18 protein-coding genes are annotated in these 23622 nt (G+C 46.5%); 5 read left to right on the forward strand and 13 right to left on the reverse strand.

The window, feature by feature from the left end; translation table 11 throughout:
* From AACV78_RS03735 to cysC, 8 genes are all read right to left on the reverse strand, one after another.
* The coding region (locus AACV78_RS03735; RefSeq protein WP_339383451.1) for a biotin/lipoyl-containing protein at nucleotides 1-408 on the reverse strand (408 nt) is incomplete at its 3' end.
* A 38-nt stretch (nucleotides 409-446) separates the two neighbouring features.
* The gene (locus AACV78_RS03740; RefSeq protein WP_194011841.1) at nucleotides 447-887 is read right to left on the reverse strand and encodes a YlqD family protein; all 441 of its coding nucleotides are present in this window, start codon (nucleotides 885-887) and stop codon (nucleotides 447-449) included.
* 395 nt (nucleotides 888-1282) lie between these two features.
* Complete coding sequence (locus tag AACV78_RS03745; RefSeq protein WP_194011844.1) at nucleotides 1283-3232, reverse strand: AMP-dependent synthetase/ligase; 1950 nt, start codon at nucleotides 3230-3232, stop codon at nucleotides 1283-1285.
* A 428-nt stretch (nucleotides 3233-3660) separates the two neighbouring features.
* Nucleotides 3661-5301, reverse strand: coding sequence for an acetolactate synthase large subunit (locus tag AACV78_RS03750; protein ID WP_194011840.1), 1641 nt, complete (start codon nucleotides 5299-5301; stop codon nucleotides 3661-3663).
* 137 nt (nucleotides 5302-5438) lie between these two features.
* Nucleotides 5439-6806 (reverse strand): NAD-dependent succinate-semialdehyde dehydrogenase, encoded by a 1368-nt coding sequence (locus AACV78_RS03755; RefSeq protein WP_194011839.1) that lies wholly within the window; start codon nucleotides 6804-6806, stop codon nucleotides 5439-5441.
* A gap of 644 nt (nucleotides 6807-7450) precedes the next feature.
* Entirely contained in the window at nucleotides 7451-9778 is a 2328-nt protein-coding gene (locus AACV78_RS03760) for a GumC family protein (RefSeq protein ID WP_194011838.1), read from the reverse strand.
* Nucleotides 9779-9920: 142 nt separating this feature from the next.
* Entirely contained in the window at nucleotides 9921-11567 is a 1647-nt protein-coding gene (locus AACV78_RS03765; protein WP_445329577.1) for a polysaccharide biosynthesis/export family protein, read from the reverse strand.
* A 115-nt stretch (nucleotides 11568-11682) separates the two neighbouring features.
* Nucleotides 11683-12207: an adenylyl-sulfate kinase gene (gene cysC / locus AACV78_RS03770; RefSeq protein WP_194011836.1), complete on the reverse strand. Its 525-nt coding sequence runs from the start codon at nucleotides 12205-12207 to the stop codon at nucleotides 11683-11685.
* A 290-nt stretch (nucleotides 12208-12497) separates the two neighbouring features.
* Between cysC and AACV78_RS03775 the strand changes: the two genes are divergently transcribed.
* From AACV78_RS03775 to hetR, 3 genes are all read left to right on the forward strand, one after another.
* Nucleotides 12498-14384 carry an FAD-dependent oxidoreductase gene (locus tag AACV78_RS03775; protein WP_194011835.1) on the forward strand — a complete coding sequence of 629 codons (1887 nt, stop codon included), beginning with the start codon at nucleotides 12498-12500 and terminating at the stop codon, nucleotides 14382-14384.
* A gap of 94 nt (nucleotides 14385-14478) precedes the next feature.
* The gene (patX, locus tag AACV78_RS03780; protein ID WP_194011834.1) at nucleotides 14479-14706 is read left to right on the forward strand and encodes a heterocyst-inhibiting protein PatX; all 228 of its coding nucleotides are present in this window, start codon (nucleotides 14479-14481) and stop codon (nucleotides 14704-14706) included.
* Nucleotides 14707-15320: 614 nt separating this feature from the next.
* On the forward strand, nucleotides 15321-16229 hold the full coding sequence (hetR, locus tag AACV78_RS03785; RefSeq protein WP_194011843.1) for a heterocyst differentiation master regulator HetR: 909 nt from the start codon (nucleotides 15321-15323) through the stop codon (nucleotides 16227-16229).
* A gap of 472 nt (nucleotides 16230-16701) precedes the next feature.
* On the opposite strand, the gene AACV78_RS03790 is transcribed toward hetR, so the two are convergent.
* Nucleotides 16702-17934: an RNA-guided endonuclease InsQ/TnpB family protein gene (locus AACV78_RS03790; protein WP_228042597.1), complete on the reverse strand. Its 1233-nt coding sequence runs from the start codon at nucleotides 17932-17934 to the stop codon at nucleotides 16702-16704.
* A 201-nt stretch (nucleotides 17935-18135) separates the two neighbouring features.
* Entirely contained in the window at nucleotides 18136-18948 is an 813-nt protein-coding gene (locus AACV78_RS03795) for a TIGR00297 family protein (RefSeq protein ID WP_194011842.1), read from the reverse strand.
* A gap of 18 nt (nucleotides 18949-18966) precedes the next feature.
* Here AACV78_RS03795 and AACV78_RS03800 point away from each other — a divergent pair, with 18 nt between their 5' ends.
* Complete coding sequence (locus AACV78_RS03800; protein ID WP_194011833.1) at nucleotides 18967-19398, forward strand: VOC family protein; 432 nt, start codon at nucleotides 18967-18969, stop codon at nucleotides 19396-19398.
* A 439-nt stretch (nucleotides 19399-19837) separates the two neighbouring features.
* On the opposite strand, the gene AACV78_RS03805 is transcribed toward AACV78_RS03800, so the two are convergent.
* Nucleotides 19838-20449 carry an esterase/lipase family protein gene (locus AACV78_RS03805; protein WP_194011662.1) on the reverse strand — a complete coding sequence of 204 codons (612 nt, stop codon included), beginning with the start codon at nucleotides 20447-20449 and terminating at the stop codon, nucleotides 19838-19840.
* Nucleotides 20442-21068, reverse strand: a complete 627-nt coding sequence (locus AACV78_RS03810) for an esterase/lipase family protein (protein WP_194011661.1) — start codon at nucleotides 21066-21068, stop codon at nucleotides 20442-20444. Before AACV78_RS03810 ends, AACV78_RS03805 begins: the two co-directional genes overlap by 8 nt.
* 315 nt (nucleotides 21069-21383) lie before the next feature.
* On the opposite strand from AACV78_RS03810, the gene AACV78_RS03815 reads away from it, so the two are divergent.
* Nucleotides 21384-21926 (forward strand): hypothetical protein, encoded by a 543-nt coding sequence (locus tag AACV78_RS03815; protein ID WP_194011660.1) that lies wholly within the window; start codon nucleotides 21384-21386, stop codon nucleotides 21924-21926.
* A gap of 110 nt (nucleotides 21927-22036) precedes the next feature.
* Here AACV78_RS03815 and AACV78_RS03820 read toward each other — a convergent pair whose 3' ends face one another.
* Nucleotides 22037-23194: a tetratricopeptide repeat protein gene (locus tag AACV78_RS03820; RefSeq protein ID WP_194011659.1), complete on the reverse strand. Its 1158-nt coding sequence runs from the start codon at nucleotides 23192-23194 to the stop codon at nucleotides 22037-22039.
* Nucleotides 23195-23622: the final 428 nt, after the last annotated feature.

A 23622-nucleotide genomic window follows, 5' to 3' on the forward strand; every position in this document is an offset into this window, starting at 1 on the left:
TTGTTTCTGAGCTTCTGCAATTTCGGCTTCTGTTTCTGCGACTAGGGCGATCGCGGCTCCCACCGGAGCAACTTCGCCAGCTTCTACAATAATTATTGCTAGATAGCCTTCGTAGAAAGACTCGACATCCATGTCGGCTTTGTCGGATTCAACTACGACTACGGTTTCGCCCTTTTCTACTTTGTCTCCGGCGGATTTGACCCAGGAAACAATTTTGCCCTCTGTCATGGTAGAACTCAGGGCTGGCATGAAAACTTCGCGAATCATCTGTAAAAAGTCCTTTTGATTTGGTAATTGGCGATCGGTATTTGGCGATTGATAATTGGCGATCGGCAATCGGCAATAATTATTATTATGCCAGCCTCTAGTCCGAAGATGTGCGACTATCAACTCAAAATTACATACCAATTAGCAATTACCAATTACCAATTACCAATTTCTAACTTCTAAATATCACCTCGAATTTCTTCAACTATGCCGTCGCGGAGTAGAATTTCTACTTGCATTTTTTGAATCAAGTTTTCTCCCATCCCGACGGTGAACGTGCCGTCAATTTGACCTTGACTAACTTCTTGTTCGAGGTCTAAAACCTGTACTTGTTGGAGTTGTTGCAGGTTTTGGTTTTTTTGTTCTAGCAGTTCGCTCTTTCTTTGATTCACTTGCACTTGAATGTTTTCTATTTGCTGCGTTACTTGCGGGCCTGGGGGTTGCAGGTTTTGCTTTTGGATTTCAGAAATCATCCGGCTCCCTTGCATTTCTAGCTGTTGTAGCTGAGAATCTATTTGGTTGATTTGGCCTTGGAGTTGTTGTTGAGCTTCTTCTTTCCAGCGGGGAGTAACGATGACTTTCACGCTAATCGAGCGCTTCAAGAGTAATTGTGGTTCCATGTTGTTGCTTGTCAATTATCAAGGGGAATTAGTGATTAGTCATTCGTCCTAAGTCATCCGTCATTAGTCATTAGTTCGCAAACATTTCCTAAGGACTGAGGACTCGGATTCGAGACTAGGGCGTTGGTGTCAACTTAACCTTCAAACCTACGATCGGTCTTCTGTCTGGCGATTTAGGCCAGATCCCGCCTAGCCCAGGGCCCGCACGCCCCTAGGTCGGGGGGGGATAAGAATCTTCTCAAAGTCAACCCCTCTTCTTAAGGGGGATGCGAGGGGGATCTGGCAAGAGCTATCAACGAGAGATACAAAGGTTTTCAGGCGATTGTTGACACCAATTGGGACTCGGGTGTTGGGATCATTTTTGCTTTTCCATTCCCCAAGTCCTGCGAATATTTTCAAAACATCCCGTCAATCATATCGCGGTAGTGTTCAGTCACAACCGGGCGCTTAATTTTCAGGGTCTGGGTCAACATTCCATTTTCCATTGAAAATGGTTCCTGAATCAACCGGAACGGGCCGATGCGATCGTCCGCGCGGTATCCAGGGCGATTTTTCACCTCCCGGTTCAACTCTTGGCGGAATAAGTCTTGAATTATCTTGCTATTCCAGTCAATTTCCTGTATGGGCGGACTCTGAGTTTCGCCCCATTTGAGTAGGGCTTCTGAATTGGGGACAATTAAGGCGCCGATCGATTTCTGGTCTTGACCTACTACGATAATTTGGTCGATGTAGGGGCTGCGGATGCAGGCATCTTCGATCGGCTGCGGTTCGATATTTTCGCCGTTGCTGAGGACGATCGTATCTTTGGCCCGCCCGGTCAAAACTAAGTCGTTTCCAGGTGTCAGCCAGCCTAAATCGCCGGTGTCAAACCAGCCCATCGAGTCCATCACCTTTGAGGTAGCTTGGGGATTGAGATAATAGCCCGCCATGATTTGCGGCCCTTTTGCCAATACCAAGCCGCGCTGGCCCGGAAGCAGTTGTTGCCGAGTCTCCGAGTCTACTATTTTAATTTCCGTACCCGGAATAGGCTGTCCGGCAGAACCTTTAAGATTGTGCCAAGGGCGGCGGACTGTCAAAACCGGGGATGTTTCGGTCAAACCGTATCCCACCAACAAACCGATATTCGCAATTTCAAAGAAATTGTCTAAATGCGCGGCCAAAGAACCGCCGCCGCTGATTGCCCACTTAAAACGTCCTCCCGTAGCTTCCCGGACTTTTTTGTAAACGAGTTTTTCGGCAAGGGCGTAAACGGGCGACAACAGAATGATTTTGATCCGGGCGATCGAGTTTTCAGCAACTGAGGCAGGTTGTAAATTGAGAGTTAATCCTTCGACAATCCGGCGGGCTTCTATGTATTTTTGGCTGGCAGATAACAGGAAATTCACCAATTTTTGTTTGTTGGGAGGCTGTTCCCGAAATTGCTTTTGTACTGCCTCGTAAATCGATTCCCAGATGCGCGGAACGCTGACCATGTACTGGGGTTTGTAAGTTTTAAAGTCTTGTTTGAAATAGCGAATGCTGGTGTAAATTTGGGTGCATCCTTGGGAAAACATGAAATATTCAACCGTGCGTTCGTAGGCGTGCCAACTGGGGAGGATGCTGAGAACGCCATCGCCGGCTTCGGGTTGGAGAATTGTCCCGAAGGTGGTGATTTGGTGCAGCAAATTGCCGTGGGTCAGCATAACGCCTTTGGGTTGACCTGTTGTGCCGCTGGTGTAGAGGAGAGTGGCGAGGGTTTGCGGGTTGTGGTTGGTTGGTTTGAGGGTGCTACTTGCCCCTGTGGCCATGACTTCGGAAAATTTGACTGTGTTGAGGGTTTGGTTGGTTTCCGGTTCTTCGTCGGAGAGGAGGACGACGAGTTGAATGGGTAAGTCGGGGAGGCGGTGTTGGAGTTTTTTGAGTAATGCCTGGTTTTCGACTACCAAGGCGGTACTGCCGCTGTCTTGGATGATGTGGAGGAGTTCTTCGGGGTCGGCGGTGGCACCTCGAACGACGTTGGCGGCCCCGGCGGTCATGATGCCTTGGTCGGCTATCAGCCAGCGGGGGCTGTTGTCGGCGAAGAGGGCGACGCGGGGAGGGATTGGTTCTTCGGGATTGGATTGGATGCCGAGGGCTTGCAAGCCGCGGGCGAATTGCTGGATTTGGTGGTAGAGGTCGGTGTAGGTGAGTTTGATTTCTGGCTGGCTGTGGGGATCGTGGAGGGCGACGGTTTGGGGAAATCGCTGTTTGACGATCGCCCAAATTTCGGGTACGGATTTAATGGAACTGTAATCGATCAGGCGGCTGAGGTTCGCGCGCTCGCGATCGGTCATTTGAGACAATGTGTAAGACGCTGGGTCGTTCATAGTTATTTTTTGTGAGTTTTGGGCGATCGAAGTATTTGGTAAATTTAGCATCTCTACTTTTGTGCATAATAGCTTTCTGCATAATACCTTTCTGCCGAAAAAATATAAGTTGACGGTTTGGTAGCGGTATTTCGTAAATAAACGTTGCTATAGCACTTCTCACAAATATGAGGTATTGATAGATCCCCCCAATCTCTCAATCCCCAATCTAAAATCTAAAACCTAAACCTCATCTTTTTGAGAAAGTCAACGTAGGGTGCATCGCCAATCCCAACTCTCGCCCCACAACGCCGGATTAAACCAGCGACGCACCCTACAACTTATAACTTCAGTAAACCCTATTGAACCTCGATCTCAGCTTTTTGAGAGGGGTTGACGAATACTCACCTATCTAAAGTATGAATAATCGCGAACCCGCCCGATCTAATTTATGTTATATTGCAACTCATATCCCCAGATAATTGACTGAAACGGGCATTTTCTCGGTAGTCTACCGGACAGTCAATCACGCAGGGAACATCTTGAGCAAGCGCTTCCTTCAGGATAGGAATTAAATCGCTAGCAGATTCCACGCGATAGCCTTTTAAACCCATACTTTCGGCAAATTTTACAAAGTCGGGATTGCCAAATTTGATAAAATCTGAATGGCCAAACTGATCTTCCTGCTTCCATTCAATTAACCCGTAGCCGCCGTCATTAAAGATGAGAGTCACAAAATTAGTACCGACGCGCAACGCAGTTTCTAACTCTTGACAGTTCATCATAAAACCGCCGTCGCCTGTGGCTGCTACTACTTTGCGATCGGGATAAACGAGTTTTGCAGCCACCGCGCCGGGAATCGCAATTCCCATTGCCGCAAATCCGTTGGAAATTAAACAGGTATTCGGGCGATCGCAATGATAGTGCCGCGCGATCCACATTTTATGAGCTCCCACATCAGATATGACAATATCTTCCGGGCCCATAACTTGCCGCAAATCGTAAATCAGTTTTTGCGGCTTGATCGGGAAACCATCATCCGCTGCATATTGTTCGTACCCAGCGCGAATATCCGCCCGCAATTGCTTCGCAAAAGGGTCTACTTTTTCCATGCGATCCGCGCGCTGCAAAATTTCATTGAGGGAATCAGAAATATCCCCCACAACTTCTACAATAGGAATATAACTGCTATCAACTTCTGCAGGCAAAGCTCCAATGTGAATAATCGGAATTTTCCCGTCAGGATTCCACTTTTTCGGGGAATATTCAATTAAATCGTAGCCAACAGCAATCACTAAATCCGTTTCTTCAAAAGCACAACTAATGTAATCTCGCTTTTGCAATCCCGTCGTCCAAAGTGCCAAAGGATGAGTGTAAGGAATTACGCCTTTGCCCATAAAAGTATTAGCTACTGGAATATTTAATCGAGTAGCAAATTCTGTCAAAGTATCGCTAGCGTTAGCGCGGACTGCGCCGTTTCCTACTAACAGCAAAGGACTTTTTGCCTTAGAAATTGCTATGGCTGCGTTATTCAGGCTTTTGTAAGCGCCAAAAGTTTTTTCGCGGTTGTCTTTGGTGAGCGGCTTTCCTTCCACAGGCATTGCGGCGATGTTTTCTGGCAAGTCAATATGAACTGCTCCGGGCTTTTCGCTTTGAGCAACTTTAAAAGCTTTGCGGACGATTTCTGAGGTCGTGCTGGGGCGGACAATCTGAGCGTTCCACTTAGTAACAGGAGCAAACATAGCCACCAAATCTAAATATTGGTGCGATTCTATGTGCATTCTGTCTGTACCGACTTGTCCGGTAATTGCTATTAGAGGAGCGCCGTCTAAGTTGGCATCAGCAACTCCTGTCATTAAGTTAGTTGCGCCGGGGCCCAAGGTGGACAAGCAAACGCCGGCTTTGCCTGTGAGCCGGCCGTAAACGTCGGCCATGAAGGCTGCGCCTTGTTCGTGGCGAGTAGTAATAAATTTAATTGAAGAGGTTCTTAGGGCTTCTAAAAGTTCTAAATTTTCTTCTCCGGGAAGTCCGAATACGTATTCTACGCCTTCGTTTTCTAAACATTTGACAAGTAGTTGAGCTGTGTTCATTTCGGTTTTCTCCTATTTAAATGGGGCGGTATTTTTGACAAATCTTTCGTCAAAATACTAGATTAATTTTAACCGCTGATGAACGCGGATTGACGCAGATTAATTGATGTTTTGACGAAAAATTTGTCAAATTTTGTTTATTTTACCCACACTGTTTTGATGTTGACAAATTCGTGAATTCCTTGGATGCTCAATTCGCGTCCGTAACCGGAGCGTTTGATGCCCCCAAAGGGCAGTCTGGGGTCGGATTTGACTAAGCCGTTAATGAATACTGCGCCGGCTTCTAGTTCGGAAATAAACCGATCGCTCTCTGTTCTTACTGTAGTCCAAGCTGCGGCACCCAAGCCAAAGGATGTGCTGTTAGCTAGGGCGATCGCCTCATCGATGCCTGCAACCCAGAATACTAAGGCTACCGGGCCGAAAAACTCTTCTTGACGCGCCGCAGCATCCGCAGGAATATCTGACAGGATAGTTGGTAAGTAAAAATTGCCCGCCTTCTCTGACAGCGGGCGGCCGCCAGTGAGAAGTTTGGCCCCCGATTTGATGCAGGTTTGCACTTGATTGTCCAATTCTTTGAGGATTGCTGGGGTAGCCAAAGGGCCGATATCGGTTTCGGGCAACATCGGATCGCCTACTTTTAATTGCTCGAATTTTTCGATAAATCCTTTAATGAATTCGTCGGCGATTTCTTCTGCTAAAATAAAGCGTTTGGCACCGATGCAGGATTGGCCGTTATTCAGCATCCGCGATGTGACTGCTGTTGATAAAGCTAATTCTAAATCGGCGCTGGACATTACAATAAATGGGTCGCTTCCTCCCAATTCCAACACTACTTTTTTGAGATTTTTGCCGGCATTTGCTGCCAAACTTTCCCCAGCGGGTTCGCTACCGGTGAGAGTTGCTGCTTTGATGCGATCGTCCGCAACTATCTTAGCTACTTTGTCGGCTCCCACTAACAAAGTTTGAAAAACTCCTTCGGGAAAGCCAGCTTCCGCGAAAATTTCCTCGATTTTTAAAGCGCACTGCGGCACGTTGGAAGCGTGTTTGAGCAAGCCGACATTGCCCGCCATCAGCGCCGGTGCGGCAAACCGAAACACTTGCCAAAATGGGAAATTCCAGGGCATGACGGCTAAAATAACGCCCAGCGGTTGGTAGCGGACAAAGCTACTGCTAGCATCTGTGGTTGCGGGTACGTCTGCCATAAATTGAGCGGCATTTTTGGCGTAGTAGCGGCAAACTAAGGCGCATTTTTCTATTTCGCCGATCGCCGATTTGAACGTTTTCCCCATTTCCAGCGTCATCATTTCGGCGTAAATTTCGCGATCGCGCTCCAAGATATCCGCAGCTTTTTGCAGCCAAATTGCTCGCTGCTCAAACTGCAAGTCGCGGTAATTGTTAAAAGCTTGCTGTGCTAATTCCAGCTTAGCTTCAATTGCCTCATCCGTTATCTCCTCAAAAGTTGAGAGCGTTTCTCCCGTTGCTGGATTGATAGTAGCAATAGTCATTGTTTCATCTCCTTTTCAAAAAACAAAAAATTCCCTGATAGTTGTGAAGCTACCTCGGGAGTTGCATTGATATATTACAAAATTGGGATCGATCGGCCACATTTTCAGGCATTAACAATATCGTTTCCGGCTGCATCGTCAGGTGATAAATTAGAGGGAAATTCATTAATTATTTTTACAAGTCACCACCTATCTCGGTGCAATCTTCAGTTGTTCGATTCACAGTCAACAGTAGGGGCGGTGCCCCCGTGCGGGCCCTCTTAACAGTCAACAGTCAACAGTCAACAGTCAACAGTTAACAGTTAACAGTTAACAGTCAACAGTCAACAGTCAACAGTCAACAGTCAACATCATGAGGAGTGCAACCGGAATTGATATAACTTGCAAGTGCCGGAATTGGTTTAAAAATCTCATTGTTTAATTATAGTGCAACAGATCCAATGCAAATCTTAAGAAATTTTGTTGTTAAAGTTTATATTGGCGATCGAATTAACTGGTTTCCAGGCTCTGCTGGGGAATCCATATTCAGAGGATCTACCTCGGCTGAGAACATAGAGAATCGAGGCAGAGCCTGCGGAGCTCCGTTACCAGGCTCTGCCTGGTAACGAGTAACATAGCTGGCAAACTTCGCGCCCAATCGCAATCTAAACAGACTTTTCCTCAATGTAATTCTGCACGTAAGACTGATAGTAATACCTGCTGCCCTTATCGTTATTAGCCACCATTCCCAACAGCGGAATTCCTGCCATTTTCAAATCCTCAAAAGCCAACAACAGCGCCTCCCGCTCAGTTTGATGCAGCCCAACTACCAGCATCAATCCGTTAGTTTGACCGGCCAACAAATTCGCATCTGCCAAACCCAAAAGCGGCGCAGTATCGTAAATAACTAAGTCAAAATGACTTGCCAAAGCTGCCATTAAATGCTGCATTTTTCGCGAAGAAAGTACCTTGGTGGGGTCTGGAGGTACTGGCCCGGATGTTAACACAAACAGGTTTTCATCCCTGGGCGATCGCACGATCGCATCTTCCACATCCAAATCCTCAGCAATCACGTTGTGCAAGCCTTGCCAGTTCGGCAAACCGAGCATTTCGTGCACCTGCGGCCGCCGTAAATCCGCATCCACCAACAGCACTTGCTGGCCCATTGCAGCCGCCGCCCGTGCCAGATTTACTGCCACAGTAGACTTGCCATCAGCTACTTGACAAGACGTAATTACACAAGAATTGATCGGAGTATCAACATTTAGCAACCGAATATTAGCATTGAGCGATCGAAAAGCCTCTTGAAAAGCATCCGTCGGCATCGGCGAACTTTCCGCATCCACAGAATTTGTCTCCGCAGGCGGCAGTCTCAAAATTTTATCGCTAGCAGGAATTATCCCCAACAAAGGCAGGTGAATCGAATGTTTGACATCCTCGGGAGTCTGGAACACCGTTTTATTATTAAACCGTTCCGCCAACTGCGCCATCAGCATACCGAACACCAAACCAGCCAATCCCCCCAAAGCCAAATTCAAAGGCATAATCGGAGCAACAGCCATCAACTCGCCATTTCTATAGCGCGGAATTTCCGGCTTCGCAATCACCTCCCAAGCCACCTCTTTTTGACCCACAGCTTCTAGCTGCAAAGCTTGCTGTTTCGCCAGCAAACTATTCAGCGTATTATTAGTCAACTCCGCCTCCCGCTGCAAATCCGAATAGCGGCGCAAAATCACCGGAAATCCTTGAGAATATTGATTCAACTCCTTAGCCGCTTGTTCCAAAACCACATTTCGCACCCCCAGCACCTGAATCAAATTAGCAGTACCGATAAACTGCTCGATCAACTTAATCCGCACCGGATCTTGAAAAGCCAGCACCTGCGAATTCACCTTAGCCAAATCAGTTCCCAAAACTTGTTGAGCTTCTTTCTTCAACAAAGGAATCAAATTATTGCGCTGTTCTCGCAACAATTGAATTTGCGGAGTTTGGTCTGTATATGTAGCCGAATTAATTGCAATTTGCCCTTCCAATTGCTGTAATTGAGTCAGCATTGCTTGATAGCGGGGAGCTTGACTCAAAGCCGAAGCCATCAGCGCTTGTTTCTGGTTCAATCCGAGCTGATTTTGCAGGTTAGCATAGAGCAATCTCTGCTGGTTGAACTGTGTTTGCGCGTCCAATCGTTGCGCTTGAATTTGACTAATTTGTTGCGCTAATTGTTGGCTTTGAATTTGCGGATCGATGAAATTGTATTGCTGCCGCAATTTTTGAATTTCGGTTTGCAGAAGTTGTTGGCGCTTTTTTTGGTTCGGAAGTTGCGATTTCACAAAATCTAGACTCTGGTTAATTTGTGATTTGGTATCTTGCACGCTGTAGTTGCGGAAACCAACTGCCACTTTTTCCAAAACAAAATTAATTTTTTTCGGATCGTAATCTCGATATCTAACTTCGATAATTTTGGTATTTTTGAACCGATTGACTGACAGCCTGGTTTTTCCCGAAAACGGTAAATTATCTGCTTTTTGGTTCAAAAGGTAGCTGTAATTTATTTCGGGATATTTAGCCTGCAATTGTTTAATAATTGGCGACATCACTTGCGGGCTTTGCAAAACTTGAATTTGCGATTCGTAGTCAAAACCAGGATTTTCCGCACTTCCGGGACTCGCTGGTTGCACTTTCAGCTCGCCGGCATAGATTTTTGCTAAAGTGTTTTGCGTAATAGGGGCTTCTACTAATAATTGAAACCGCCCTTCGTATTCGCTTTTTTGAGTCAACGTCCAGGCAAAAACTCCTGTTGTTACTGCCACTGCTACGCCGATGACTAAGAGGGAACGGCTGCGACAAATCTCCCAAAAACTTAACTCTTCTTCCTGTGTGTTTTCCCTGTCTAAAAATTGATTTTCTTGATAAACTGCTGTTGATATTTTTTGTCGATCCAAAATTTGTCTATTGTTATTAAACTGTGTTATTTGAGACTTTTTACCTGGTTTCATTTGATTTTACAACTTATTAGTTTAAACGTCTGTAAGGCGGGAGTCGTTTCATTAACCCGGTTTCTGACTAGATATCTAGTTACCCAACTAAAAAATTTTCTAGAAACCTGGTTTTTGAAGCCCTAGCGCTAGTCTATTCAAATCACCGAAAAATATTGAACAACCGAAATATTCCCAACAGCGGGCTCAAAGGAGCGAGAGTCCCGCCTACATTATCCGAGAAGGTAGCACGGCCCGATCGCCTTACCATAATTACATCATTATTTTGCAGTTTGGGATTAGTTTCCTCATTGGCTGTTGCAGAAAAATTTACCTTAACACTCAGTCGAGAAACAGTACCGTTAGGATTCAGGCGAATTAAATCTACAGAATCCATTTCGGCGCGCGATTTATTAAAACCTCCGGCTGCTACCAGCGCTTGATTTAATGAAGTGTTGGGTACCATCGCAAACGATCCGGGTTTCACGACTTCTCCCACAATGCTCACCTTAATCGTATCCGGTGAAAAAGTAGAATTAGCCACTTGTTGGCCTTCGACTGCATCAAGATTGTCGGCTTTGGGAACAATTACCGTATCTCCCTGTTGCAGCGCTAAGTCTTGAGATACATCTCCCCCTTCCAAAAGTTGCCACAAATTTACATTAATAATTTGTTCCGTACCCGCGCGAGTCAGGCGGCGAACTTGTATTTGTCTGATATCGGCTACCGGTGTAATGCCGCCGGCCATTTTAATCGCCTTAGTTACAGTTTGCTGTACGAGAGTTTCCCCACCTGCGGGAGTTTCGCTGGTGGCAGCAAACAAACCAGAATTTGCACCTATTTCATTCTCTTGTACTCTACTTTGAACCTCTTTTGCCAGAGTATAAGTACCGGGGCGAGTTACTTCGCCCACCACAGCAATATTAATTGGTTGAGTGCTTTGTCCGGTAATGTTAGCTACTGCTAAAGTCGGTGCTTCTTGGCGGTTGAGGCTAGTTACAGTGGGAATAAATATCGTGTCGCCGTCGCGCAAAGTCAAATCGGCGCGCAAATCGCCGTTTTGCAATAATTCCCACAAATCCACACTAATAATTTGTTCCGGTGCGTTGCGCTGGGGGCGGCGGATTTTGATTTGCCGCACGTCTGCTGATTGGGTAATTCCTCCCGCCATTCGCAGAGCCCGCGATATCGTGGGCATTTGAGTGCCAATTTGTTCTGAGGTGCCTCCGGGGCCTGCTGCTGAGGATATTGTATAGGCTCCGGGGCGGTTAATTTCACCGGCGATCGCAATTTGCAAAGGACGCGCCGCCAGCAGTTTCAGCGTAATCCAAGGACGTTTGAGATATTTGCCGTATAGCTCCTTGACAGCATTAGAAGCTTGTTCTAAGGTCATTCCGGCCACTTCCAGGGTGCCAATTAAGGGCAAACTCAGGGAACCGTCTGCCTGTACTTGGTGTTGACCGTTGGGGCCGCTGTATTCCGGGACGTTGAAAATGTCCATTTGAACGCGATCGCCCGCGCCCAAAGTGTAAACTTCCGATCGTACAGTTGCAGGCGCACTTGCCGGAAGTCCCGGAAATCCCGGCGCTGCGGGTACGGATATCGGCTCCCCCGAAGCAGGAGGAGGAGGAGGAGGCGCAAACTGAGCAGCCGCCGGAGACGAACCCACAGCCCCCAGCACTGAAACTGTTAAACTTTGGACAATCAAATTTTTGACGGCATTACTTGTCAAATAACCCAGCTTGCAGCTTTTGCTGGAAACATCTCTCCGGGTTCCTTTCCTCGAAACAGAAGCGAACAATCGAACCATTTCCGTCAAAGCCAAGAAAGCCCGAGGATCAGGTTTTTGATCGAGTTGCACGCCGCGCGAAGAACTTTTCACCACCATCGCTTTTTGCCCCTATCCTCTTCCTACCCCGCCAACATCAAATGTAACCTAACTGTTCTAACTTGCTCAGAACTTTTTTAACGCTCTCTTCTACACTTTCTTGCTCTGTGTAACAAATTATCTCAGGATTGAGCGGTTCTTCATAGGGATCGTCAATTCCGGTAAAACCCTTAATTTCTCCGGCTCTCGCCTTAGCGTACAGCCCCTTGACATCGCGATTTTCGCACACTTCTAAAGGCGCTGTGACATACACTTCAACAAAATTTGGCTCCATCGCTCTAATTTCGTCGCGAATTGCTCTGTAGGGGCTAATAGCTGCGGTCATTGCGGCAACTCCATTGCGGCTCAGCAGGTGAGCGACAAATCCAATCCGCCGAATATTAGTATCCCGGTCTTCTTGGCTAAATCCCAAACCTTTTGACAAGTTGGTACGCACGACATCTCCATCCAAGATTTCCACTTTGCAGCCTCGACGCTTCAATTCTGGTTGGAGAGCTTCGCTGATAGTTGTCTTACCGGAACCGCTCAGGCCGGTGAACCACAAAATAAAACCTTTTTCCATTTTTAATTGCTTGGTTAGTAGTGAATAGTGGGGAAATTGTGCGATTTATTATTTTAATCTTTTGGTTCCCATTTTCTGATTGTTTTTGATTTGAGATGGGCTCTGATTTTCAGATTTTTATTAACCGCAGAGGACGCAGAGGACGCAGAGGAAGAGGTCAGAGGGAAGAGGAAAAATAGGTGGTCTTAAAATCCGTTGTACAATTTTTACGATCGCCTGTCGGCTGCGAGCCGTCTTTTCGCAAAAAACCCGGTTTCTGGCCCCATGCGTAACTAAAATCTAAAATCTTCATGTCTTCTCTCTTAAAAGCAGATGTTTTGGTAGTCGGTGGCGGCACCGGCGGCACTGCAGCAGCCGTGCAAGCAGCCCGCCGCGGTGCCAAAACTATTTTAGTCAGCGAATTCCCTTGGCTGGGAGGAATGCTGACTTCCGCTGGCGTTTGTGCTCCCGATGGTAACGAATTAGCAGCTTTTCAAACTGGTTTGTGGGGTGCATTTCTCCGGGAACTTCAGCAGCGACAGCCGGGAGGTTTGGATTGGGGTTGGGTCAGTTTTTTTACTTACGATCCCCGCGTCGGTGCGGAAATTTTTGCTGATTGGGTTAAGTGTTTGCCGAACTTGCACTGGATTTCTGGACAAATAGCTCGCGATGTGATTTGCGAAGGTAACAGAATTTCTGGCGTTCGGTTTGCAGATGTTACTGTGTTGGCCAAAGTCACTTTGGATGCAACGGAATTGGGAGATTTATTGGCTTTAGCGGAAGTCGGGCACCGCTGGGGTTGGGAATTTCAAGCTGAGTGGGGAGAACCCAGCGCGCCGATCGCCCCTAACAATCTCACACAACGGTATTCGGTGCAAGCTCCGACTCGGGTGGTTGTCATGCAGGATTTTGGTGAAGGTGCTGCGGCACCAGAAATTCCCGCGCCTCCGGTGGACAATCCCGATCGATTTATCGGCGCTTGGAAAGATTGCACTCCCGAACAATTTCTCAACTACGGCAGGCTGCCGGGGGGATTGTTGATGATTAATTGGCCGATTCGCGGTAATGATTATGGTGAAGGGGTCGATCGACTAATTGAATCAACAGCATCTCGACAAGAATTCCTCCAAGAAAGTTTTTGGCACAGTCAAAGTTTCGCGCGCTTCATTCAAACTCAACTCGGCCGCCGCTACGGGTTAGCACAGAATATTTTCCCTATTTCCCAGCCCGAAAATTCACCCAATTCTCCCCTGCTTTCCTCTGCTTTCGCGCTGCATCCTTACTACCGAGAAAGCCGCCGTTTGCGGGGAGTACAAACAATTCGAGAACAAGATATTTTGCCTGTTGTCGGTGGCAGAGTTGCGAAGTTGCCGATAAATTCTCAGGGAATTTGTGAAACAATTGCGATCGGCAACTATGCCAACGATCATCACTATCCCTGCGGCGACATTCCTTTGCAACCCAAATCTATCCGCTGGGGCGGCCGCTGGACTGGCACAACTTTTACAATTCCTTACAGCGCGCTAATTCCTGCGAGTGCAGACGGATTGCTGGTTTGCGAAAAAAATATTTCTGTCTCTCACATCGCCAACGGTGCAACTCGCTTGCAGCCGGTGGTGATGAATATCGGACAGGCGGCGGGGATGGCGGCGGCTTTGTGCGCGGAAGCTGGATGTGCGCCGCGCGATTTGTCGGTGAGGGTTTTGCAGGAAGCTTTGCTGCAAGATTCCGAGGCGAGGGCGGCGGTTGTTCCTTTATTTAATTTGACACTGGAGCGATCGGATTGGCTCGATCGCCAGCGCTATTATCTCGATCGACCTCAAGCATATCCCGCCAGCGGCGAATGTCCTTCCTCAGATCCAAAATCGCGACAAACCCGGTTTCTTAACGAAACTTCTGTATTTGAACCCAGAACCTTGACATCTGAACTTAGTTTCTGCCCAAACCCCAGCAGTCAGACAGCAAATACCCACAGCGAATTTTCGGGCATTTTCCGCCGAAAAGGCCCGCAAGACTGGACGCTAACCCTAACAAGTCCCGCATCCTTAGCCGGTCAAACTTGGCAACTCGTGACTTTGGACTGGGAAACTGACAGCTTTTTAGACACTTGCGAAACCGAACAGCCGATCGTAGTGTGGGGCTGGCCCAATGAAGCCGGTGGTTGGCTGCGGCTGACATCTGTAGCATTACAAGAGTAAGGTTTTTTGCAAAGTTCCGAAATTGGCAGAAATCTATCCTGATCGATCGGGCCAAGTCCGTATCAGGTAATAGACACTGACACGGATACTACCCATGCAAACCTACACTGCAATTGCTTTACTGAGCCTGTTGGGCATTACCTTGAGTGCCAGCGCCGCTCGAGCTTTTGAATCTCCAGCCCCAATGCTCGAAACTGCTACCGCCCAATATTATATGTTGTCAGCGCAAACTCAACAAAAGGGCGAGCGCGGCCCAGAGAGAGGCAGCGGACGCAGAAGCTTTATCGAGCCTAATGTTACTCATGCGCTACAAGATTTCTAATATTAAGGTATCTCAGCGAGTGCCACAACTGAGTTGGTTCGGGCCGTTGGTTCGATCGATCTGATTTTCTGAAATTCTAATTTTTCAGGTTAAACGGTAACTGCACTTTTTGTTGACACTTCTTAGGAGATTCTTTGTGTGCGATCGATGTTAGCATATAAATCTGCAACCGCCATCTAGCTAGAGATAGATTCTAGTATTTGGCGGTTTTGTTTTGAAAACGCTTTCCTCTGCCCCATCAGACCCTCGCCCGTTGTCGGAGCGACCTCAAATTCCTGCGATCGCAATACTTATTTACGTTTGCCACCCCCGGGTGCGGTTGAATTTTCAACGGCTGTATTATAATTAACTTGCGATAACTAACTTAAATATAGGTAAACCCTGAGTGCAGAGGGTAGAGCAATCTACTTAAATTCGCCAATAAGAACCACTTATTTGGTGTCGGTCGCATTTAAGCCAATGCCCCAGTGAACTCAGGGAAATTAATAGGCCTGAATATTAGGATAGCTGCCAAGCTTTCCGGCGACAGTCGGCTATGCTAGATTCGGCGCTCTCGCAATAATTTAATGGAGGATCGCAAGATGCCTCCTAGTTTGGCTATTTCGGGGATTGTGATGAAAAATGACTCTTTAGATCTGGTCAAAAGCCTCAGCCCTAGTGCAATGGATCAGATCATGCTATATCTGGCGTTTAGCGCCATGAGAACCAGCGGGCACAGGCACGGGGCGTTTCTAGACGCGGCCGCAACGGCGGCTAAGTGTGCCATTTATATGACTTATATGGAGCAGGACAACAACCTGCGGATGACCGGACACTTGCATCACATTGAGCCTAAACGGGTGAAGGTGATTGTTGAGGAAGTCAGGGAAGCTCTGACTAAGGGAAAATTGCTGAAAATGTTGGGTTCCCAAGAACCTAGATATTTGATTCAGTTTCCGTATGTCTGGCTGGAACAGTATGCTTGGTTGCCCGGTCGCCCCCGCATTCCGGGAAATAGTTTGAATGCTGATGAAAAAAAATATCTCGAAGGCAAGGTTCCTGCTAATCCGCCTGATGCTCAACTGATCAATTCTTTTCAGTTTATGGAGTTGATCGAGTTTCTGCACAGGCGATCGCAAGAAGAGATGCACCCAGAAAGGCGAATGCCTTTGAGCGAAGCTCTAGCAGAACACATCAAGCGTCGCTTGATCTATTCGGGAACAGTTACTCGCATAGATTCTCCTTGGGGAATGCCGTTTTATGCTCTCACCCGCGCTACCTACTCTCCTGCAGAGCAGGAAGAGCGCACGTTTACGATGGTGGAGGATACGGCTAGATATTTCCGGCTGATGAAAGATTGGGCGGAAAAGCAACCGAAGGTGATGCGAGTTATGGAGACTTTGGATATCCCGCCGGAACGGCTGGATCAAGCTGTTGAAGAATTAGATGAAATTATTCGCAATTGGGCCGATCGCTATCACAAGCGAGGCGAACCAACGATGGTTGTACAAATGGTTTTTGGGCCGCAAGACGACGACGCTTAATGTCAGGAAAGCAGTTGGCAGTTGGTAGTTGGCAGTTGTTAGTTGGCAGTTGGTAGTTGGCAGTTGGCAGTTGGTAGTTGCTAGTTGCTAGTTGTTAGTTGTTAGTTGTTAGTTGTTAGTTGTTAGTTGTTAGTTGTTAGTTGTTAGTAATTAACAGTCAACAGTCAACAGTCAACAGTTAACAGTCAACAGCCAACAGTCAACAGTCAACAGTCAACAGTCAACAGTCAACAGTCAACAGTCAACAGCTAACAGCTAACAATTCAGTCATTAGTCATTAGTCATTAGTCGATCGCTCGAAAATGATTAATGATTAATAACTAATAGTGCAGGCAGAAAACGGGTTGTTTTCCGCAAATACTGCGTTAATGCCGTCAACTACCCAGCATCAAGCGGGATACCGCTATGACGTGGGCTTGCATCTGAACTCCACCGCAATTCCGAAAACCTGGATAGGATTTGGGCTTTGGTTTCACGGCCCGACACATCGCAAGGATGCTGACAAGCTCCCCGTACTCATCCAGTCTTGCCGGACAAGCAACGATCTCATTGCAATATTTCGCGCACCAATCAAATCAGCGTGTAACTCATGACTACAACATTCGCATCGAAACAATAGTCCTTTTTTCGGTCTATTCATATCCGAAGTATGCCCACATTTAGGGCAACTTTTCGATGTATAATGAGCCGGAACTTTAGTTGCTAACGAACCATTTAGATTGGCTTTGTAGTCGATATACCCGTGCAATTCGGCATAAGACCATTTAGCCTTATTTCTATTAGCTCTGCGCTGCTTTTTGCTAGCCTTCTTCCCAGACTTAGACTTAGTTCTATCTCGGATTCCGGTCAAGTTTTCTAGTCCAATCAGGCTGTTAGGCTTGGCAATTTCCTTGCTGATTTGGTGGTTCATATCAGCGATAAACCGTCTTTCTCTTCCAGACAGAGCGATTAGTCTTCGCTTCGCTGAACGAGTGTCTTTACGCTGAAGAGTTTGTCTAGCTTTGTGATAGCGGTTGGCTTTGTGTCTAGCGTCTTTTCCTGAGTAGAATTTAGACTTATTTTGTAAGTCCGTTTCTACTGCTAAGTAGCGCATACCCACATCGACACCAGAGACTCTGGTTATTTTTAGTGGGTTAATCTCAGGTACTTCTACTTCAATACTTACCATTAAGTAGTAGACCTTAGAAGAACGCTGATAGACAATTTTAGCCGCTCCAATATGAGCGCCATTGGTAATTAAATCTAGATGCTTGTTGTAGCCATCATACGGGACTACTATTCTACCTTGCAGCGTGATAATACTCACTTGCTGCTCGGTCTTAAAAGAGTAGTCCCGTTGATAGTTTAGGGTACAGGTTCGAGAAATGTATTTAGGGGGTTTATCTAGCCCTTTATACCGCCTCTTTGTGTAACATGAAGCGATAGCATCGTTAGATTGTTTTACCTTAGTCCACAGAGTTTTGTAAGTTCCAGAAACTTGTCTGGGTACGTTGCAAGCCATTTGGGCTCCAAGTCCAAATCTCACCCGCAATTCGTTGTAGACAGCCTTCTGCAACTTAGCACCATTGCTGGTTTTGCCTGCATCAAAAGCAACTTGTGAAGTATAATTCAAAGCATCTCGGTAAGCTAAAGCAGTCTGAGATACCAAAGCTTTTTGCTCGGCAGTCAGTTTGAGTTTTAGCTTGGCGGTGATTACTTGGGACATTTTCTTCACAAACTCTGGTGTTATTGTATCTCGTGAAAACTAATACTGCAATAGCGGAAATCAAAGATTTGCTCGGCAGTCAGGCTTCGCGCGCATTCCTCCCGGCACTCAACGGAGTACAGTTAGAGTGCGGGACTCCTGCTGTCTAGTTGAATGCTTGTAAAAAACCCGGTTTCTTGAGTTTGCGACATCCAAAAATTACTAAACTAAAAAAGCTTTCCAGACATAGGCCAAGACGATCGCACAAATCGCTCCGATCAGCGTATTAAAAAAATTCACTACCTCATTCGTCAGCCATTCAAACTTTGATTGCACCGTCGCGCCAATCACGCTCTCGATGTTGGTAGCAATAAAAGCTGCAATAATACAAAAAACAACTCCTGTCAAGTCAATTAAACCCACAGCCCAACTCAACAGCGCAATCAGGATCGAACCGACAATGCCCGCGATCGTTCCTTCCAGACTTACCGCCCCTTCCGTACCCCTAGGTACAGGCTGCAACGTAGTAATCAAAAACGTATGCTTGCCGTAAGCTTTGCCGATTTCGCTAGCGCAGGTATCGGAAAGTTTGGTACAAAAACTCGCGGCATAACCCAGCAACAACAAGGAAATCACCTCTTGTGGCACAGGTATATTGCCCGTATCTCCGAAAATAGATAATGCCAAAACTCCCACAGCACAAAAAGTAGCTGTTAAAGCCGAGCCCCAGACATTTTCCGGGCCTCGTGCGCCCGATCGCTTTTCAGCAATCCCTTCTGCTTCTTTCTGGGCTTTACCGATGCGGGTAACTCCCGATCCCACAAGAAAGTAAAACATCACCACCGCATAGCCCCGCCATCCCAAACTCGCCCAGATAATCACACCTAGCAGCCAGCCGTGAAATTGTCCGGCGGGAGTGAGCAATTTTTTGGGAGCAACTGTGGCGATCGCGAGTAAAAATGTATTAAGGGCGATCGCCACCAACCAAGGATTAGACCAAGATAAATAATTAAAGAACAATTCTGAATTCTGCACAGTCACCTTTAAACCTCCATGAGCCAAATCTTATTTCATCTTGCCTTCCCCGTAACGGATCTTGCCCAAACAAAAGCCTTCTACGTAGACGGGCTCGGCTGCAAATTAGGTCGCGAATCCCCCAATTCTGCGATTTTGGGTTTGTGCGGCCATCAAATTGTCGCCCACGTCAGCCGCGAACCCTTGACACCTCAGCGAGGCATTTATCCCCGGCATTTTGGGTTAATTTTCACTTCAGAAGCTGACTGGGAAGGGTTGCTAGAAAAAGCACAGCAAAACAACTTAAATTTCTATCAAGAAGCCAGAAGGCGATTTGTCGGTTTGCCTACAGAGCACCGCACCTTCTTCTTAGAAGACCCTTTCCACAATATACTAGAGTTCAAGTATTACTGCGAAGCAGAAGCAATTTTTGGCCGGGGCGAATATGCTGAAGTCGGCGATGCAGCTTAGCCACCTCCTAGGGTGCGTCAGCATAGTGTTATTTTTTCTGTAATTGAGTGTATTTCTGCTGATGCACCCTACAAGTTCAGCCTCGTAAGTGCCATCAGAATAGAGTTATTTATTTTGCAATTAAAACTTTTATTCTGAGGCATTCTAGCAGTTGAATTTGACACGCTACTTAGATATGTAATACCATTTTTCTAAAGATGTGCTATCGCTCGAATCTTAGCCCCCCCGCGAGTTCGGGGGGGTTGGGGGGGGTAACATCTAGCCCTATTTTATGAAATGGGTATAAAGTTCAGATTGCACACATTACAGATAGAATATAGCAATCCTTGCAGGAGTCGTAAATATTTTTACCCCACCCCAACCCTCCCCGCGAGTTCGGGGAGGGAGTAAGAAATTCACAAATGATTTAGGATTGCTATATCTGCGTTGAGAACAGAAGTTAATTAGGATTTTGTAAAGGTTCTGAAAGTGCTGCGGCGACCGCTTTTAAACTGCTCGAATGTCTCACCATCATAGCATGGGCGAACACTGAAACTTTTACTTCTTTGGCGGCGGATATTTGGGAACTAGAAGCTGGGACGATGATAAAATCCCAATCAGTCCAAATCGACGTAAAATTGAGCTTTGCCAACAAGTCAGCATCTCGATTTAAATCTTCCAGAAAAGCACTGCCCGGACGCATTTGAACGCAGCCTTTTCCCCAGAGAGTGTAGGCCGTCCAAGTACCGTTGTGAGGGGAAGATATCGCAATAAAGCGCTGGACTCGGTTAATTCCGCCTAACCTTTGCAAGTAATAGCGAGTTACTAAACCGCCCATGCTCAATCCTACTATATCTAAAGGCTGTTGTGGCTCGAAGTTTTTGTCTATATAATCTGCCATTTGTTGGGCTAATTCGTCGATGCTGGCGTTGCCCCAGTGGGGCGAAAGATCTAGGCTGTAGACTGACCAACCTAAATCTCTGAGGTAGGCAGACATTTTGTGAAAAATTCCCGATTTCCTGAAGATTCCGTGAATTAGCAAGACTGGGTTGCGGCAGAAATTGCTATTCATTTTTAAGGGAAATTTGATTTTTAATTGGTGCTTTTAGTTCTTCAATTAATGCGTTAATACTTTGGTCGTCTGTCACCATTTGGCGGTGCAGCATTACATTGAGTTTAACTTCTTTACCTACTGGCATTTTGGAGCTTTTCGACGGTACAATCATCATGTCAAACGGTGTCCAAATTGATGTAAAGTTTATGCGTCTGAGATCCATCACATCTTGATTTAAATCGCGCAGCAAGTCGCTATTGAGCCGCATATCCAGGTATCCTGGTAAAGATCGGCAATAGGCGGTGAGAGTGCCGCTGTGAGGGGCAGATATGGTGATGAAACGCTGTACTAGGTTAATTCCTCCGAGTCGCTGCACGTAGTAGCGGCTGACGATGCCTCCCATGCTGTAGCCTACTATGTCTAAAGTCTGTTGTGGCTCGAAGTTTTGAGAGATGTAGTCTGCTAGTTGTTTCGCTAGCGAGTCGAGGCTGAGGCTACCGTCGTTGGGGGTGAGGTTGAGGCTGTGGACACACCATCCGAGTTGGGTGAGGCGGGCGGACATTTTGCTGAAAATAGCCTTTGTGTCCCAGATTCCGTGGATCAGGATGACGGGATTGCGATCGAGCGTACTGTTCATTTTACTAAAAAATTGCTTGCATATTAAAGCATAAATCGATCGCCTAGGTAATTTTACCCATATTGGGACAGCTAGCGAATCGGCTCGATGTATCCCAGGCTAGTAGGCAATATCTCATAAATTCTGAGATAATAGTAAACAAGTGCAAAGTAAGATTAGGATTATTGAGTAAAAATTACTAGAATGTCCATGTTTTTAATCAAATCATTGTAAATTTTGATTAAGAAATATAGACAAAGGTTGCCCAACCTCGTAGGCTAACCTTGTTGACAAGCTTGTACAAATTTCTCTAAAAGAACAAAAGGAGTAAATCTAATGTTTGGTTTTATCAAAAATTTCTTCGGCGGTATTTTCGGCTTTTTCGGCAGACTGTTGGGCTTGAAAAAGTCTGAATATTTCATGGATTTAGGCGAATCTTCCGCGAAGGAACCCGCTAAGGTTGCAGCGGCGAAGGTAGAGGATGCTGTTGCGAAGAAGATAGAGGCTGCACCTGCGAAGGTAGAGGCTGCTGCTGCAAAGGTAGAGGATGCTGTTGCTAAGGTAGGGGATGCTGTTGCGGCCGCACCTGCAAAAGTTGAGGCTGCTATGTCAGGCAAGTCTGAACCGGCTAAGAAGGCTAAGGTAGAGAAAAAGTCTAAGAAGAAAGAAAAGGAACCAGTCGCTAGCGTTCCTGCTAAGACTTCGGAACCCGCGAAGGTTCCTGCTGCTGTAACTAACGGGAAAGTGTCGAGTCAAGCTGAATCCGATCGCACTTTTGCTCCTAATAATTTAATGCCGATACCAACTACCACTCGTCGCAGCCCTGGCCCTAGCATGAACAATTTCCGGGAAATGGCTCGTCAGGTGAAAATGAAGTAGAAGTTAAGGATTTGGTAATAGGGAATTTGGCATTTGACAATTGCAAATGCTGGGGTTAAAAATTTAAAAATGAGCAATGGCATTTTTAATTTTTAACTCTTTTTTTGGTTCTATTCCCTATTTCCTTTGTTTCTGAGAAAGGCTAGGGCGCTGTATAGCTGGAAAGCTGGGTCCCAAGGAGTTTCGGATTTGCGATCGACCTCTACGTGAGATTTAATTTTGCTCAGCATATGCGTGTAATCGAGGACTGTCTCAGCAAAGGGCGTAAATTCTGACCACACTGTAACGTCAAGCTGGCGATCGAATATTTCCAGTAAGCGATTCCAGTTAATTCTGGTGGTACTTTGAGGAATTTGTGGGGATTTTTTGACTCTGGAAGTTGGGTTTTTCAGGTTCGGTGAAGCTGGGATAGCTGCTGAAATTTGGGTGAAGTCAACCCCTGCTTTAAATTCGTAACTTTGGTCGCAAATTCGCAGGATGCAGTTGCGGCTGGGAATGTGCAAGTCGCAGATTTGAGCGTAATCTTGGGTAATTTCTTTGTGGCGAAATTGATCGGTTCTGCGGTTGGGCGAGTAGTCCATGATTTCCATGAACATCGGTAACAAACCTTCTACTCTTTGGCTGACTTCTGACCACTTGAATTCTATAGAACCGAGTCGATTTAGATGATCTTTGCAAACAACGGCTGGGGAAGAGAGAGACTGGAAGTGTTGAACTCGGAAAATTTGGATTTTTTGAATGTCGGCTAGGGTTGTCCAAAATACGGGAATCCCGGCGTTGAGAAGTTCTTGGCCGTAAATTCGGAGTTCGGCGATGGGGCCAGTTTTGTAGAGTCTCCAGCCACGGCTTTGGATTTGCATCCGGGTGGTGTAGGCGTCGATTTTGAAGATTCTGCTGATATTTTGGACGGCTGCGGGTTTGTCTTCTGGACTCACGGGTTCGAGGATCAGGAGTCCGGGTTCGAGGCTGCTGGGGTCGTTTTTGGCGGTTTCGATGGCTTGTTGGCGGAGGTTTTGTTGTGCGGTTTCAATGCGTTGAATGCCTTGGCGGGCTTGGGTGACGATTTTGGGGTTGGTGATATCGCGGAGTATTAGTTTGTAGGTTTTTTGGGCTTTGTCGAGGTTGTTGGTGAGTTCGTAGTAGCGGCCGATGTAGTATTGCACCCAGGGGTTTTCGGGGGATTTTTTTTGCAGTTGTTTGATGAGTTGGGCGGCTTGTTTGTAGTTTTGGCTTTCTAGGGAGGCGACTATTTCCTGGATGTCTGTCATGGCGGTTGCGGGAATGGGGTTGTTTCTATCTTGGCTGATGTTTTGTTGCTTTGGCTAGTGGTTAATAGGTTTGGCTTTTATGTTAGGATATAAAACTTAATAACTTAAGCATCTTTTAGAGTCTTCTCTCGTGTAAGTTGTGAGAGAAAAGGAGGCAGAGCCTCCGGATCTGCATTACCAGGCAAAGCCTGGTAACGAGCAAATATGTAATACCATGCGAGCAAAATAAGTGCTACATAGAACGCCCCAACCGCCCTCTTATTAAGGGGCTAGAACTTCATATATTAGGAAGTATTTATTAAATTTATCTAATATTTGGGCGGGTTTTTGTTAAGGTTGATTGGATTTCTTGCCTTCATTGGCTTTCAATTCCTGAAATAATCTGCTATGGGGTGTGTTTATCTGCCTTATATAGTAATCCTTGCAGG

The sequence above is a fragment of the Tychonema sp. LEGE 07196 genome, assembly GCF_963890365.1.
Classification (GTDB): Bacteria; Cyanobacteriota; Cyanobacteriia; order Cyanobacteriales; family Microcoleaceae; genus Microcoleus.

Bases quoted from the DNA above. Each gene is read 5' to 3' on its own strand.
- hetR (WP_194011843.1), top strand. From the start codon at position 15,321: ATGAAAAATGACTCTTTAGATCTGGTCAAAAGCCTCAGCCCTAGTGCA.
- AACV78_RS03800 (WP_194011833.1), top strand. From the start codon at position 18,967: ATGAGCCAAATCTTATTTCATCTTGCCTTCCCCGTAACGGATCTTGCC.
- cysC (WP_194011836.1), bottom strand. From the start codon at position 12,207: ATGGAAAAAGGTTTTATTTTGTGGTTCACCGGCCTGAGCGGTTCCGGT.
- AACV78_RS03755 (WP_194011839.1), bottom strand. From the start codon at position 6,806: ATGACTATTGCTACTATCAATCCAGCAACGGGAGAAACGCTCTCAACT.
- AACV78_RS03820 (WP_194011659.1), bottom strand. From the start codon at position 23,194: ATGACAGACATCCAGGAAATAGTCGCCTCCCTAGAAAGCCAAAACTAC.
- AACV78_RS03805 (WP_194011662.1), bottom strand. From the start codon at position 20,449: ATGAATAGCAATTTCTGCCGCAACCCAGTCTTGCTAATTCACGGAATC.
- AACV78_RS03765 (WP_445329577.1), bottom strand. From the start codon at position 11,567: ATGGTTCGATTGTTCGCTTCTGTTTCGAGGAAAGGAACCCGGAGAGAT.
- patX (WP_194011834.1), top strand. From the start codon at position 14,479: ATGCAAACCTACACTGCAATTGCTTTACTGAGCCTGTTGGGCATTACC.
- AACV78_RS03740 (WP_194011841.1), bottom strand. From the start codon at position 887: ATGGAACCACAATTACTCTTGAAGCGCTCGATTAGCGTGAAAGTCATC.
- AACV78_RS03815 (WP_194011660.1), top strand. From the start codon at position 21,384: ATGTTTGGTTTTATCAAAAATTTCTTCGGCGGTATTTTCGGCTTTTTC.
- AACV78_RS03810 (WP_194011661.1), bottom strand. From the start codon at position 21,068: ATGAACAGTACGCTCGATCGCAATCCCGTCATCCTGATCCACGGAATC.
- AACV78_RS03745 (WP_194011844.1), bottom strand. From the start codon at position 3,232: ATGAACGACCCAGCGTCTTACACATTGTCTCAAATGACCGATCGCGAG.
- AACV78_RS03750 (WP_194011840.1), bottom strand. From the start codon at position 5,301: ATGAACACAGCTCAACTACTTGTCAAATGTTTAGAAAACGAAGGCGTA.
- AACV78_RS03760 (WP_194011838.1), bottom strand. From the start codon at position 9,778: ATGAAACCAGGTAAAAAGTCTCAAATAACACAGTTTAATAACAATAGA.
- AACV78_RS03790 (WP_228042597.1), bottom strand. From the start codon at position 17,934: ATGTCCCAAGTAATCACCGCCAAGCTAAAACTCAAACTGACTGCCGAG.
- AACV78_RS03775 (WP_194011835.1), top strand. From the start codon at position 12,498: ATGTCTTCTCTCTTAAAAGCAGATGTTTTGGTAGTCGGTGGCGGCACC.